Origin of the sequence: Providencia sp. PROV202 (genome assembly GCF_028479565.1) — a bacterium.
In the GTDB taxonomy this organism is placed as follows: domain Bacteria; phylum Pseudomonadota; class Gammaproteobacteria; order Enterobacterales; family Enterobacteriaceae; genus Providencia; species Providencia zhijiangensis.
In genome coordinates this window covers 137,306-152,003 of record NZ_JAMPNV010000012.1, presented here as the reverse complement: position 1 = coordinate 152,003, position 14,698 = coordinate 137,306, and the positions used below count along the sequence as shown (strand labels likewise).

The window sequence follows — 14,698 nt, the reverse complement described above, 5'->3', positions numbered from 1 at the left end:
TAATTATTTAATCTTTATTAACTGCCTAGTTGTAAGTAATGGGTAATATTGCATTGCTCCACAAATGCCTCATCATGAGAAACCAGTAACAGCGTCCCTTGGTAATCCCGTAATAGCCCTTCCAACAGCTGTTTTGAATCTAAATCTAAGTGATTATCTGGCTCATCGAGCAGTAAAACGGCGGGAGGATGAGAGCTATGCGTCAAAGCTAGGAGTGTCGCTTTGAGCTGCTCGCCACCACTGAGCTGGCACAACGGCAGTAACGATTTATCCCCTCGAATACGTAACATACCCAATTGAGTTCTCCACTGCTCTACGGAAATCGCTGGCTGATATTGATAGAGTGCCTCGGCAACGGGTAATGACTTATCCAAAAGATTCAGATGTTGGTCTAAATAGCAAAAATCACCGCTGATGCGACATTCTCCAGACAGCGCCTGCAACTGATTTGCCAACACTTTTAATAGGGTGGATTTTCCAGAGCCATTGCGCCCTTGAATATGCCAATGTTCACCGCTATAGGCGGTAAATGAGAGTGGTGCCGTTTGCCCATAAGGTAGTGCCAATTGGGAGACAAAAATGCGCATTTTTCCACCTTCGCTTCGGTAACTGAGTACCATCTTTTGAGGCTGAATATGGCTAACTTTGTCTTGATTTTGCTGATGTTGATGTTGTAATTCGCCTAATACACGCTGGTGACGCTCCGCTACACTAGATTGCCTTTTTTCGGATCTATTTTTCTGCATATCGAGTAACAATAAGGATTGGGAACCGCCATAGCGAATGCTTTCACCTTGCTTGCGTCGCTGAGCAGCTTTTTGTAGGGTGGCTTGCTGCTGTTTTTTCTCTTGGCGGATCTGTTTTTCGAGTTGTTCGCCTTCTGCTTCAATCGCATTGATAGCAAAGGTTTTTTGCTCATCATACAGGGTGTAATTTCCACCGTATTCCACTAAGCCTTTATCGGTTAATTCAAAAATAGCGTTCATTTCTTCAAGAAGATGGCGGTTATGGCTGATGACTAAACAGCCAGCTTTGTGCTGACTGAGCTTTTCACTTAGCCAATGGCGTCCTTGTTGGTCAAGGTGGTTGTCGGGTTCGTCGAGTAAAAGAAAATGGTCAGGATGTAAAAATGCACCACATAACGCTAGGCGAGTGCGTTCACCACCGCTGAGTTGTTCTATAGTGGCATCCATTGATGCTGTTAGCTGCGCAGACGCTAACAGCATTTCCCATGTTGCAGGCAGATGCCAATTATCTTCCGTTAGCTCGAAATCGGTCATGGTGCCAAGACCTTGTTCAATGCGTAAAAAAGCTTGCCAAAGTGCATCAATACCTAGTGCTTGAGCAATGGTATTACCCGTTAAGCGGTTGAGTTGATCCACATGAATTATCGGTAAATGCCAATCAACTTTACCGTGAGTGGGGGTGAGTTGTTCGGCAAGTAATCGCATTAATACGGATTTTCCACGACCATTGTGACCAATCAGTGCATTTTTTTGGCGAAATAAGCTACCACTCAATGGCGGAAAGAGTGTGGATTGGTCGAACTCGATGGTTAATTGTGAAAAATGGCACGCGAGAGCTGGATTAGCTATTGTCATAGAGACCTCCAAATAGAGAGGGCAGACAACGTTACGCTATCTTTCGCACTATTATTTTTCGAAGCATTTTCTTTTAAAAAGCCTATTTCGAAAAAGAAGCGATGAAAACTGTGTCTGCCAAGAACAGAAAAATAATGACCTTAAACAAGGTATTGTGAATATTTTCTGGCAGGACTTAGTTCATCGTCGGAAAGACTCACTTTAGAAGGGGCAAAATTGCGGGTGAATTATAAACAGGGTTGCGAGGTGGATGCAAGCATGGGCTGTATAAAAAGTAAACTTTCAGTAATTGTCTTCTAAATCCATAATATTGTGTGTTAACGGCGATATTTTAACTTAAGGCATAATATGTTGGATTTAAGCTTGAGTAAACCGAGTGAAGTTATCAAAAAACTCTGTGAAAGATTACGTTTAGAGCGACTGACATTAAAATGACGCAGGCGGATGTTGCGGATATCACAGCGCAAGAAGCGGATGAGATGATATTGCGCCTATACCATGTCGCTCGCCAATTTAGCGATATCGCAAATGAGCTTTACCCTAATAACATTACGTCCACGACATTGAAACAGATTCAATCCAGAATTGATGACAATATTCAATTTTTAGAGTGTTCATAAAAGTAAAAGCGCCAGTCTGTGGGCACAGATAGGCGCTTTTGGTACAACAACGAGTTTTTTACGATTCTATCTTACTGCGTATCTCTTACGAGATTATGCTGTCACAGCCACTTTCGTGTGCTCTGCAAGCCATTGTGCAATGCGCTGTTTCTCAGCGTCGTTCAGCCACATGCCCAATTTGGTACGACGCCAAATTGCATCGTCTAATTCTACAACCCACTCATTTTCGACCAAGTAGCGTAATTCGGCTTCATAGACATTTGCGCCGAATGCTTCACCTAAATCAGACAGTGAGTTTGCGCCCGCTAAAATCAACTTACTGTTGCTGCCGTAAGTTCTTGCGTAACGCAGTGCTAAGCCTTCTGGGAGCCATGGGTAATGCTGGGTTAATACGCGTGCGTAACCATCGCGGTCACAACCTTCGATATCGCCACCCGGTAATTGACCGTTTTTAGTCCAAGGCTCGCCAGCATGCGGATAGTATGCCGCTAATTTACCTACAGCCGCTTCAGCCAGTTTACGGTAAGTGGTTAATTTACCACCGAATACTGACAGTAATGGCGCTTTTCCATCTTCATCGTGAACATCTAATGTGTAGTCACGAGTGATAGCTTGTGGAGAGTCTGATTCGTCATCACACAGAGGGCGAACACCTGAGTAATCCCACACAATATCTTGTTTGGTCAGCTGTTTTTTGAAGTGATCGTTATACACTTTCAGCAGATAATTGACTTCGTTTTCGTCAATTTTCACATCTTTTGGATCCCCTTTGTACTCAACATCGGTAGTACCGATAATTGAGAATTCATCCATCCAAGGGATCACAAAGACGATTCGGTTATCTTCGTTTTGCAGGATATACGCTTGTGGCTCATCGTGAGCGCGTGGAACCACAATATGGCTGCCTTTGATCAGACGAATACCATAAGGGGATTTCAGTTTTAAGCCATCATCGAAGAACTCTTTAACCCAAGGTCCTGTTGCGTTGACTAGACCTTTAGCTTTCCAAGTATGAGTTTCGCCAGTACGTAAGTCTTGAGCTTCAACCACCCAAAGACCATTTTCACGGTATGCGCGAGTCACTTTTGTGCGAGTGCGAACTTCACCGTTTTTACGAACTACTTCTTGAGCGTTCAATACCACTAAACGCGCATCATCAACCCAGCAATCTGAGTATTCGAAACCTTTGGTTAGTTCTGGTTTCAACACAGAATTTTGGTTGAATTTTAAGCTCTTGCTACTTGGCAGGCTAACGCGTTTGCCTAAGTGATCGTACAGGAATAGGCCAATACGGATCATCCAAGCTGGGCGTAAGTGAGGCTGATGAGGTAGACGGAAGCGCATTGGGAATGCGATGTGCGGAGCCAGTCGTAATAAGACCTCACGCTCTGCAAGTGCTTCACTCACCAGTCTAAATTCATAATGTTCGAGGTAGCGTAAACCACCGTGGATCAGTTTCGAACTTGCAGATGAAGTTGCACTCGCTAAGTCTTGAGATTCAAGCAGCAGTACAGATAATCCACGCCCAGCAGCATCAGCTGCAATACCAGCGCCGTTGATTCCGCCGCCAATTACAATCAAGTCTTTCGTTTCCATGCATCCCCCTGAGATGTTCGAACCATTTTCTATAATGTTCGTTTTCGCTCATTTGATTGTAATCAAATTTTGTACGTCTGCCAACCTGTAATCCATAAAAATAACAAGCGCGTGATGCTAATAACATTTTGTGTATAAATTTAATCTGTTTAATAAATTGGTAATATGACAAAGGGATGACAACAGAATGAAAAGAAAGGAAAAAATAAGAATTGATGGTAGACAAGCTACCATCATTGGGAAAGTTAAAGCTGGGGGCTAGCAGAGCTCTAATTGAACGTTATGCTGTTCGATAACCTTTAGAATACTGGCTGGAGGTGCTTGGGTGGTAAACAAGGTATTGATTAGATTCATATTACCTAAATTTACCATCGCATTTCGACCAAATTTGGAGTGGTCGGTAACCAACATGACATGACGAGAGTTTTCAATAATCGCGCGCTTGGTGCGAACTTCATGATAATCAAACTCAAGCAATGAGCCATCCATATCAATCCCACTGATCCCCAGAATGCCATAATCCAGCCTAAACTGAGAGATAAAGTCGAGGGTGGCTTCACCGACAATCCCGCCATCACGAGAACGAACTTCACCGCCTGCGAGAATCAAACGAAAATCCTCTTTTGCCATGAGCAATGTTGCGACGTTCAGGTTGTTGGTCACGACGCGCAGGTTTTTATGATTAACCAATGCGTGGGCGACAGCCTCAGGGGTTGTACCAATATCAATAAATAGGGTTGCGCCGTCAGGAATTTGGCTTGCCACACGTTGAGCAATACGCGCTTTTTCCTCAGACCACATGGTTTTGCGGTCATTGTAGGCGGTATTGACGGAACTCGAAGGCAAGGCTGCGCCACCATGGTGTCGTAGGATTTTATTTTGTTCAGCAAGATCATTGAGGTCTCGGCGAATGGTCTGAGGGCTAACCTCAAACTGCTCGACAAGTTCTTCAGTACTGACATATCCCTGAAGACGCACAAGTTCAACAATTGCATCATGTCTCTGGGTTTGTTTCACAGCATTAGCCTCTAATTATAAAATGTTCTATTTGGAACCTTGGTGTTTAAAACTGAGCCTATTATCCCATATTCCCATCAATAATCCGATAATTAACCCTGAAGTATGTGCGGCATTAGCAATGTCCATACCGAGCAGGTCAAAGTAACCGAAGAATAACCAGATAATCGAGAATACCATGAGCCCGCGAGGGATGCCGATACCGATTTCTGGGCGACGTTCGCCAGTGAGCCAAACATAGCTAACCAGTGCATAAACGACACCCGATAAGCCACCGAAGTTATTTTCACTGAATAGGGATTGACCCCAGTTACTGAATAATGCGGAGACTAATAAAATGGTGAACAGTTTTCCTGTGCCCATTTTTTTCTCAACTTGCCCGGCCAAAAACCACCAGAGCGCAAGGTTGAAACCAATGTGCGAAATAGAAAAGTGAACGAACGCTGGGCTTATCCAACGCCACAATTCGCTTTGCTGATCACCAATAGGCCAACCTAAATAGTATAGAACGACACGAGGATCTGTCAGGGTGACCCAAAGATAGACCGCGATAGACAGCAAAATAACGGCGATAGTCAATGGGCCGGATTGCTGTTTTAAATAACTGAATGTCAGATAGTTACGATATTGAAATTGGGCGTCTGTACGACCCGTTTGCCAGCTGGCTTCGAGGTAACGAGGATCATTAGGGTTACGTAAAAAGGCTTCTAACTCTTGGCGTACTTGCTCAGTATGCTGCTCATCGGCGAGCCAAAGTTCATAATGTGTTGAATGTTGTTGGTCGTTGGAAGGATGGAGCTGTAGTTGGATATTTTGTCCTGCCATATAATCGACAAACGCTTGAGCCATCCGTGGATTTTCAAAAGAGATAATGTGGATCATAAATACGTTGTCTCGTTTAGAGCGCCGTAATGGCTTGTGGGTATTCCCGTGACCATGCCTCAAATCCGCCATTAATGCTATATACAGATTCAAAACCAATATTAATTAAGTATTGCGCCGCGCCTTGGCTGCTGTGACCGTGGTAGCACATCACCATAATCGTTTGTTCGTAATCTGTTTTTTCGACAAACGGGTGAAGTGACTCATTGGTTAAGTGATAAGCGCCTGTCGCGTGACCAGCACGAAAACTTTGGGGATCGCGAACATCGACAAGAATAGCAGTGCCATCTAACCAGTGCTGATAAGCTTGTTCGGGTGTTAGTGTCTCAAAATGGTCCATAAAATACCGGAAAGTTAGAAGAAATGTTATGAAAGAGCATCCACAGGTGTGCTGAGGATGCTCCGATACTCAGTAGAAAATGCGGGTGAGCAGAATCTATTAGTAGAAAGAGTGCTCGCCGCGTTGGTGTTCAGTCAGGTCTTTAACGCCTTTTAATTCACCTTCGAACATTTTCAGTAATTCTTTTTCGATACCTTCTTTCAGCGTCACATCGACCATGGAACAACCGTTACAGCCGCCGCCGAATTGCAGGATAGCAAAACCATCTTCGGTGATTTCCATTAATGAAACACGACCACCATGGCTCGCTAGTTGTGGGTTAATTTGTGACTGTAAAACGTATTCAACACGCTCAATTAATGGCGCATCTTCAGACACTTTACGCATTTTCGCATTCGGTGCTTTTAAGGTTAATTGAGAGCCTAATTGGTCAGTGACGAAATCAATCTCAGCATCTTCTAAGAATGGTGCACTAATTTCATCAACGTAAGCAGAGAGTTTTTCAAACTTCAGCTCTTTATCGGTGGCTTCTACGGCACCAGGAGGGCAATAAGAAACACCACACTCAGCGGTTGGTGTGCCTGGGTTAATGACAAATACTCGAATTTGGGTTCCTGACTCTTGGCTTTCCAATAACTTGGAGAAGTGAGTCTGTGCTGCTTCTGTAATATTAATCATAATCTCTTGCTCAATAATAGTTGACTGCTTTAGTTGGTTATAATACGCCCATTTACACCCATCCTACAAGGTGCGACAGAGTGACCACGCGTCAACAGTATGCGCTCCCGCACAAATCAACAATTGAGCGGCTGCATGCATGGTTGAGCCAGTTGTAATCACATCATCAATAATAGCTATGTGTAGACCTGAAACCGAAGTTTCAAGGGTAAATGCCTCTTTTAGGTTATTGCGGCGCTGCTTACGTGTTAATGAAACTTGCGCCAGTGTATCACGAGAGCGCAATAATGAATTTTGCGAATAGGCAATATTTAACCATGTGGTCAAATTACCACCAATTAATGCCATGTGATCAAATCCTCGATGCCAACATCGTCGAGGATGGGGAGGAATGGTTATCAATAAGTCGGGTTTTTTCCATTGCTGTTGGCGATATCCATTCAACCAATAAAGTAAAAACACTCGCGTCAGAGGGATGGCAAGCTGGGGTCGATAACGAAATTTATATTGATGGATAAGCTGGCGTAACGGCGCTTGATACGGCGTTATGGTAATTAGCTTCTGCCAAGGTGGTGGCTGCACAAGGCAGCGTCCGCAAGGAAATTGGTGATATTCACTCGGGAGAGCGCATTGTGGACAAACTTTCGGCATTGGCGGTAAGCTTTTGATACAAAAGCTACATATCCCTTGATGGGGAATTTTTAATAACTGTCGGCATAGCCAACAGACCCCTTCCATTGCTAGCATAGGCGAGTCCTAGATTGAAAAATCAGAATGAAAATAATATTGAAGAGAGTGTAATCATGGCGACGCTATATTGGCAGACAGTGGGTGAAGGAAAACAAGATATTGTGTTACTGCACGGATGGGGATTGAACGCCGAAGTCTGGCAAACAATTATTCCTCGACTGGCTTCGCAATTTCGCATCCATTTAGTTGATTTACCGGGTTATGGGCGTAGCCATGATTTTACGCCAATGAGTATTCAATCCATGGCTGATGTTGTCTGGGAACAGGCGCCTAAAAATGCGATTTGGCTGGGATGGTCACTCGGTGGGTTAGTGGCAAGCCGTATCGCGCTCGATCACCCAAATGAGGTAAAAGCCTTAATCACCGTAGCATCTTCCCCTTGCTTTGGCGCTCATGATGAGTGGCAAGGTATCAAACCTGAAGTCTTACTTAATTTTGAACAGATGCTGTCTGAAAATTTCCAGCGTACCGTTGAGCGTTTTTTAGCACTGCAAACATTGGGAACTGAAAGCGCCCGTGAGGATGCGCGTACATTGAAATCTGTAGTATTGGCGCTGCCAATGCCATCGGTTGAAGCCTTGAATATGGGGCTGGAATCTTTACGTACTGAAGATTTACGTGAGGAACTCACTCATTTACAGGTGCCTTTCTTACGCATTTATGGTTATTTAGATGGCTTGGTTCCGCGTAAAATCGTAGGGAAATTAGACGAGTTGTATCCTAATTCATTATCCGTTGTGATGCGCAATAGCGCCCATGCGCCGTTTATTTCTCATCCCGATGAGTTTTGTGAAACATTGATTCAGTTTGCGAAGTCATTGAGCTAAATCAGAGCATTAGAAGCTGATTCGCTGAGATGAAAACCACTATTTAATCTTATAGACAAAATGTGAGCAATCGTGACTCTCGGGGCATCCTTTACAACTGGTACCCGTAAGGCACGCGCTTACATCGACTTTTTCAATTTTCCCCATGCTGACCAGCTTTTCAGCCATCGCATTCACCAGTGCAGCAGGGGCGTTTAGTTGAGAACTCAGAAGCGCAATGTCAGCTTGCCCATATAATGCAATTAAATCTCGGACTTGTAGCAAGCTGGCCATCGTATTTTCCTTAGTGGCAACTGTTGTTAGAACAACCAGAACACTGTTGCGCTGTTTTGGATTTAATATTGAACGTCACACGGCTGCGCATACGGCGTAGGAAGGTGATGAGTACAATATTAAACAGCAGCACAGCACCAATTATGACCAAGCTGCTTTGTGGATGTTCGCTAAATGTGGCAGTTTGATAGAACAGTGCTGCGAGGCTATAAGCCACGTTTAATCCCCACAGAATAGAGAATGTCATCCAGCTTTTGTTGGTTTCACGGGCGATTGCCCCCATTACTGACACACAAGGCACATACAGCAGCACAAAGATTAAGTAACTATACGCTGCGATATCCGAACCAAATTTCGCCGCCATGGTCCCCATGGAGCCTGTTGCCATCTCGGCATCACCCATACTCGCTTCGATTGGGTTGGATAATGCACTGATGGAGAATGTCTCTTTTAAGCTATCCCATGTATCCGTGACTGCTGCACCTAACTCATCGAGCAGGTCAAAAGATTCGGCATCGAAAGGTTCGCTGGTGATCGCCTCGGCGGTGTACAGGGTATTTAAGGTCCCAACAACCACTTCTTTAGCCATTGCACCAGTGATCAAACCGACAGTTGCTTGCCAGTTATCATTGTGCACACCAATAGGCTGTAATACTGGAGTGATCACTTTACTGACGGAAGCCAGCGCGGAATCATTGATGTTGTCCACAGGCTTGCCGGATAACGAAAAGCTGTTTAGCGCGCCAATGAAAATGCTCGCCACCACAATGACTTTACCCGCACGGATCACGAAGCCTTTTAAACGCTGCCAAGTTTGGATGAGCAATGTTTTTGCATGAGGTACATGGTAGACCGGCAGTTCCATCACAAACGGGGATGCTTCACCGCGCATCAAGGTATGTTTCAGTAGCAGGCCTGTTAGGATTGCCACGACAATACCGAGAATGTAGAGGGAAAACACGACGCTTGCGCCATTTTTACCAAAGAACGCCGCTGCAAATACTGCGAAAATAGCTAAGCGAGCGCCGCAGGACATAAACGGCGCCATAAGCACGGTGATCAAGCGTTCACGAGGTGCATCTAAGGTGCGTGCGCCCATGATGGAAGGTACGTTACAACCGAAGCCAACAATCAAAGGAACAAAAGATTTACCCGGTAAACCCAGTGCTTGCATCAGTCTATCCATCACGAAAGCCGCTCGAGCCATATAGCCGGAGTCTTCCAAAATAGATAAAAACAGGTACATCATACCGATTTGTGGTACTAGTGGCAGAACCGTATTGATACCACCGCCAACACCTTGAGCAAGGAAAACGGTCAACCAATCAGGGAAGTTTGCGGTTGCACCAATCCATTGAATGCCATGAATAAAGATAGCCTCAGACGCCCCTTCAAAGAACGGCTGTAAAGCGCCACCGATATTGATCGCAAGGACGAACATCAGGTACATCACGAACAAGAAAATTGGCACGCCAAGCCAGCGGCTCAAGATAAATTTATCCAGCGCTTGAGTGAGTTTATTCGGCTCAGCGGCACTGTTATTAATCGCGGCGTCACAAATTGAGGCAATGGATTGATAGCGAGCATCTGCAATGAGTAACTCAGGTTCTTCTTGCAAGGTCTCTTTGAGTTTAAGGCGAGTTTCAGCAAATACTTGTTCGGAGATATCAGCTCGCTGGCGGCTATAAATATCGCCTTCTAAAATTTGGAGAGCTAACCAACGGCGCTGCTGCTGACTAAATTGCTGAGCAGAAATTTGCTCTGAAAGCATATCCACGGTTTGTAACAGTTGTGGTGGATATTGCACTAGGGCTTGTTGGCTATTTTGAGGATGGCTATCAATCGCTTGTTTGAGCTGTTCAAGGCCTGTTGCACGGGTAGAGACCATTGGGATCACTGGGCAACCGAGCTGTTTTTCGAGCTGTTTTACATCGATATCGATATGTTGGCTTTTGGCTATATCCAACATGTTCAGTGCGACGATGCAGGGAACACCTAGCTCAACAAGTTGTAATGTCAGATATAAATTGCGCTCGAGGTTTGAGGCATCCACCACGTTGATCAACATGTCGGCTTCGCCACTTAAAATAAAGTAGCAGGCGATTTGCTCATCGAGAGAGGTTTGCTCTGAAATAGTCGTAAGGGAATAAGTACCTGGTAAATCAACAAGTTCAATCTTGTGTTCAGGGGTGTGGAAGCGTCCAACTTTACGTTCGACGGTCACTCCTGCCCAGTTACCGACGCGCTGACGTGACCCTGTTAACTGGTTAAACAAGGTTGTTTTACCTGCGTTAGGGTTGCCAATAAGGCCGATAGTTAATGGTTTCATAGTGTGTATGCCAGTCGTGAAAATGAAAATCTTTATTGGAATTAATCCAAAAATAATTAGTTCGTTTGCGCTTCATCTAAGTTAATGAGTGCTAAATCTTTTTTGCGTAATACTAAGCTGACGCGATGAGTTTCAATTTGCACAGGATCACCAAACGGCGCTACGCGCACAACTTTGAACACTGAGCCTGGGAGCAGACCAAGGGAGAGCAGTTTTTGGCGATAGGCTGGACTTATCTCTGGTGAAAAGCCAAGTATTTTATAACTGCATTGAGGAAGTATGGACATAGTACCTTCCAATTACGGTTTATTCTGTTGATTTAACATGAAAATTACGATGTTAAATTACAGAGAGTGTTATTAAGAATAATATTGATAATTATTATTATAAAAGTGGTTATCTTTAAAAGAAATAGAGTGGAAGATAAAATTAAATCTAATTAACAATGAGAATCATAATCATCTACCATGGTTATATTTAGCCTCTTTTTCGGGCAATATTAAATGATGTGGATCAAAAAGGGATTTAGTTGGTGGCGTTTTTTAAAACTAAAATGCAGATGTTAGTATTGTTAACTAATATAATTAAATAAGACAAAATGCAGATAATAAATTGAATTAGTTATTTAATTTATTTTTATAAGAAAAATGGAATATGTTTAAATTAAATACTGAGAGGTGATTAAATGCATTTTAATAAATGCCCTTACCGATGAAACGGCAAGGGCATCATGTCTTAGCGTTTTTTACCAAAAGCGGCAGCCAGTGCATCACTCATCGCACTGTTGCTAGACGCCGCAGAGTTAGATGATGAATTTCCTCGTGCATTCCCTCGCGAAGCAGGGGCTTTGCGGGTATTTCTATCTTGCGCTGGAGCCGCACTGCGAGGTGCGCTGCTACCTTCACCTGCTTGTTCATCTAAGCGCATAGTGAGTGCAATACGCTTACGAGCAATATCCACATCCAGCACTTTGACTTTCACAATGTCACCCGTTTTGACAACTTTGTGAGGATCTTCAACGTAGCTGTTTGAAAGGGAAGAAATATGCACCAGACCATCTTGATGAACACCAATATCCACAAATGCCCCGAAGTTAGTGACGTTAGTCACTGCGCCTTCTAAGATCATTCCCGGTGTTAAGTCATTCATTGTTTCGACACCGTCAGCAAAGGTCGCCGTTTTAAACTCAGGGCGTGGGTCACGACCCGGTTTTTCCAGCTCTTTAATGATGTCTGTAACGGTAGGAACTCCAAACTGTTCGGTGGTAAATTCACGTGGGCTTAAGCCATTTAATACCTGTGAATTGCCCATAATTTCTTTTAGTGGCTGGCGCACAGCTGCAAGGATTTTTTCAACAATTGGGTAGGCTTCTGGGTGAACCGTTGAGGCATCCAGTGGGTTATCCCCATTGGTGATACGTAAGAAACCAGCACACTGCTCAAAGGCTTTTGGCCCTAAACGAGCGACTTTGAGCAACTGTTTTCTGTCATTAAATTGACCATTCGCATCGCGCCAATCGACAACATTTTGCGCGATCATTTTGCTCAACCCTGCAACACGGGTGAGTAGCGCCACAGAAGCGGTATTTAAATCTACGCCGACGGAGTTTACGCAGTCTTCAACGACCGCATCTAACTTACGGGCTAGCTGAGTTTGGCTAACATCATGTTGGTACTGGCCGACCCCGATAGATTTCGGGTCGATTTTCACCAGCTCAGCTAGTGGGTCTTGTAAGCGGCGAGCAATAGAAACCGCGCCACGCAGAGATACGTCTAAGTCAGGAAATTCTAATGCTGCCAGTTCAGAAGCAGAATAAACAGAGGCGCCTGCTTCACTGACAATCACTTTTTGTGCCGTGACGTCAGGGAACTGTTTTTGTACTTCAGCAAAGAAGCGCTCCGTTTCTCGTGATGCGGTTCCGTTACCAATCGCGACCAGCTCGACGTGATATTTTTGACATAATGCTGCCACGATAGCAGCCGCTTTGGCAGCTTGGCCAGTGTGCGGGTAAATGGTATCCGTCGCCATCACTTTACCCGTCGCATCAACGACTGCCACTTTTACACCTGTACGTAAGCCCGGATCGAGCCCCATCGTGGCACGCATACCCGCAGGAGCTGCCATCAATAAGTCACTAAGATTACGGGCAAATACGTTAATCGCTTCTTCTTCCGCTTTCTCGCGCAGGGCGCTCATGATTTCAGTTTCTAAGTGCAGTAGCACTTTGACTCGCCAAGTCCAGCTGATGACGGCTTTACGCCATTGATCAGCGGGGGCATTGTTCAAACGCACATCTAAATGGCGAGTAATAATTTCTTCGCAATAGCTCTCTTTTGGCGGCTCTTCAAACTGAGGGTCACAGTTGAGGGATAACTGCAAAACACCTTCATTGCGACCACGGAACATGGCCAAAGCGCGGTGTGAAGGAACGTGAGCAACGGGTTCATGGTGATCAAAATAGTCGCTAAATTTCACACCTTCAGTCTGTTTGCCATCAGCAACAACAGAAACAATGTGCGCATTTTTCCAAATATAGTCGCGAACTTTCGCTAATAAGGATGCATCTTCGGCGAAACGTTCCATTAGGATGTAGCGAGCACCATCTAAAGCGGCTTTGGTATCCGCGATGCCTTTATCTGCGTCAATATAGCTTTGTGCAAGTGTATCCGGTGATTGGCTCGGATCGTTCCACAACGTATCCGCTAAGGGTTCTAAGCCCGCTTCGATAGCAATTTGCCCACGAGTACGGCGCTTTGGTTTGTAAGGAAGGTAAAGGTCTTCGAGTTCGGTTTTATTCAGCGTTGTATTGATGGCAGAAGCGAGTTCTGGAGTAAGCTTACCTTGTTCCTCAATGGATTTTAGAATGGTTTGCTTACGGTCGTTTAACTCTCTCAAATACCCTAAACGGCTCTCTAGCTGACGTAGCTGAGTGTCATCCAATCCCCCCGTAACCTCTTTACGGTAGCGGGCGATAAATGGGACGGTATTGCCTTCATCCAATAATGTAATGGCTGAAAACACCTGTTTTGGTTGGGCTTGTAGTTCGGCCGCAATAATTTGGCTTAGAGTTTCATTCATGTCGTGTTTAAATACCTACTCAAAGAACAGTGAAAATAGACTGCACAGTTATACTTGCTGGTAGACAGAATTGCCAGACAGAATTTTTGCCTAGTGGTAGGCAAGTCGCAGATTATATTTTATAAAATATTATAATTATCCGATTTATATACCTTTAATGAGATGAATAAGAGCCTTTTAATTACCCGTGAAGGATGGGACGCTTTAGACAAAGAACTTAAGTATCTTTGGAAAGAAGAGCGCCCTCGAGTAACACAATCCGTCTCTGAAGCCGCAGCTCAGGGAGACCGTTCCGAAAACGCAGAATATATCTACGGTAAAAAACGGTTGCGGGAAATAGACCGCCGTATTCGTTTTTTATCCAAAAGATTGGATCAGCTTAGAATTGTTGAACCCGATCCTCGACAAGAGGGGCGTGTATTTTTTGGCGCATGGGTTAAGCTTGAAGATGATAATGAAAATATCAGAATTTTCCGGTTAGTGGGGGCTGATGAATTTGATCCTGCTAAGCAGTGGATTTCTATCGATTCACCAGTCGCTCGCGCATTAATTGGCAAGCAGGTTGATGATGAAGTGGTCGTTACCACGCCGGGCGGAAAAGTCACGTATTTTGTGCTAGAGATTAGCTATAAACCATTAATCAGTTAAAGAGTAAAATGATTCATTAAAGTTAGTGTTAATGGTAAATTAATGGCATGAATATTATT

Annotated in this window: 14 protein-coding genes; 3 read left to right on the top strand and 11 right to left on the bottom strand. The window is 44.4% G+C overall.

Annotated elements, in window-relative coordinates; all coding sequences use genetic code 11:
* Positions 1-17: 17 nt before the first annotated feature.
* Positions 18-1,601, bottom strand: coding sequence for an ATP-binding cassette domain-containing protein (locus PR799_RS09755; protein WP_272521870.1), 1,584 nt, complete (start codon positions 1,599-1,601; stop codon positions 18-20).
* 431 nt (positions 1,602-2,032) lie between these two features.
* Between PR799_RS09755 and PR799_RS09750 the strand changes: the two genes are divergently transcribed.
* Positions 2,033-2,221 carry a hypothetical protein gene (locus PR799_RS09750; RefSeq protein WP_272521869.1) on the top strand — a complete coding sequence of 63 codons (189 nt, stop codon included), beginning with the start codon at positions 2,033-2,035 and terminating at the stop codon, positions 2,219-2,221.
* Positions 2,222-2,314: 93 nt separating this feature from the next.
* Here the strand turns inward: PR799_RS09750 and glpD are convergent, their stop codons facing one another.
* The 6 genes from glpD to PR799_RS09720 all read right to left on the bottom strand — a co-directional run bounded on the left by glpD (position 2,315) and on the right by PR799_RS09720 (position 7,481).
* Positions 2,315-3,817 carry a glycerol-3-phosphate dehydrogenase gene (gene glpD, locus PR799_RS09745; RefSeq protein WP_272521868.1) on the bottom strand — a complete coding sequence of 501 codons (1,503 nt, stop codon included), beginning with the start codon at positions 3,815-3,817 and terminating at the stop codon, positions 2,315-2,317.
* A 258-nt stretch (positions 3,818-4,075) separates the two neighbouring features.
* A complete protein-coding gene (locus PR799_RS09740; RefSeq protein WP_036948423.1) occupies positions 4,076-4,834 on the bottom strand; it encodes a DeoR/GlpR family transcriptional regulator in 759 nt (252 codons plus the stop codon).
* Between the two features lie 27 nt (positions 4,835-4,861).
* Positions 4,862-5,716 carry a rhomboid family intramembrane serine protease GlpG gene (gene glpG, locus PR799_RS09735; protein ID WP_272521867.1) on the bottom strand — a complete coding sequence of 285 codons (855 nt, stop codon included), beginning with the start codon at positions 5,714-5,716 and terminating at the stop codon, positions 4,862-4,864.
* 16 nt (positions 5,717-5,732) lie between these two features.
* Complete coding sequence (gene glpE, locus PR799_RS09730) at positions 5,733-6,056, bottom strand: thiosulfate sulfurtransferase GlpE (protein WP_036948430.1); 324 nt, start codon at positions 6,054-6,056, stop codon at positions 5,733-5,735.
* 99 nt (positions 6,057-6,155) lie between these two features.
* Positions 6,156-6,734, bottom strand: a complete 579-nt coding sequence (nfuA, locus tag PR799_RS09725; RefSeq protein ID WP_036948432.1) for a Fe-S biogenesis protein NfuA — start codon at positions 6,732-6,734, stop codon at positions 6,156-6,158.
* A 63-nt stretch (positions 6,735-6,797) separates the two neighbouring features.
* Positions 6,798-7,481 (bottom strand): phosphoribosyltransferase family protein, encoded by a 684-nt coding sequence (locus PR799_RS09720; protein ID WP_272521865.1) that lies wholly within the window; start codon positions 7,479-7,481, stop codon positions 6,798-6,800.
* Positions 7,482-7,537: 56 nt separating this feature from the next.
* Between PR799_RS09720 and bioH the strand changes: the two genes are divergently transcribed.
* Positions 7,538-8,311: a pimeloyl-ACP methyl ester esterase BioH gene (bioH, locus tag PR799_RS09715; RefSeq protein ID WP_154626546.1), complete on the top strand. Its 774-nt coding sequence runs from the start codon at positions 7,538-7,540 to the stop codon at positions 8,309-8,311.
* Between the two features lie 39 nt (positions 8,312-8,350).
* Here the strand turns inward: bioH and PR799_RS09710 are convergent, their stop codons facing one another.
* The 4 genes from PR799_RS09710 to PR799_RS09695 form a co-directional block, all read right to left on the bottom strand.
* Complete coding sequence (locus PR799_RS09710) at positions 8,351-8,584, bottom strand: FeoC-like transcriptional regulator (protein ID WP_154602247.1); 234 nt, start codon at positions 8,582-8,584, stop codon at positions 8,351-8,353.
* A gap of 10 nt (positions 8,585-8,594) precedes the next feature.
* Positions 8,595-10,913: a Fe(2+) transporter permease subunit FeoB gene (feoB, locus tag PR799_RS09705; RefSeq protein ID WP_272521864.1), complete on the bottom strand. Its 2,319-nt coding sequence runs from the start codon at positions 10,911-10,913 to the stop codon at positions 8,595-8,597.
* A gap of 56 nt (positions 10,914-10,969) precedes the next feature.
* A complete protein-coding gene (feoA, locus tag PR799_RS09700) occupies positions 10,970-11,200 on the bottom strand; it encodes a ferrous iron transporter A (RefSeq protein WP_154626375.1) in 231 nt (76 codons plus the stop codon).
* A 448-nt stretch (positions 11,201-11,648) separates the two neighbouring features.
* Entirely contained in the window at positions 11,649-13,991 is a 2,343-nt protein-coding gene (locus tag PR799_RS09695) for a Tex family protein (protein WP_272521858.1), read from the bottom strand.
* 162 nt (positions 13,992-14,153) lie between these two features.
* Between PR799_RS09695 and greB the strand changes: the two genes are divergently transcribed.
* Positions 14,154-14,639 carry a transcription elongation factor GreB gene (greB, locus tag PR799_RS09690; protein ID WP_036948453.1) on the top strand — a complete coding sequence of 162 codons (486 nt, stop codon included), beginning with the start codon at positions 14,154-14,156 and terminating at the stop codon, positions 14,637-14,639.
* Positions 14,640-14,698: the final 59 nt, after the last annotated feature.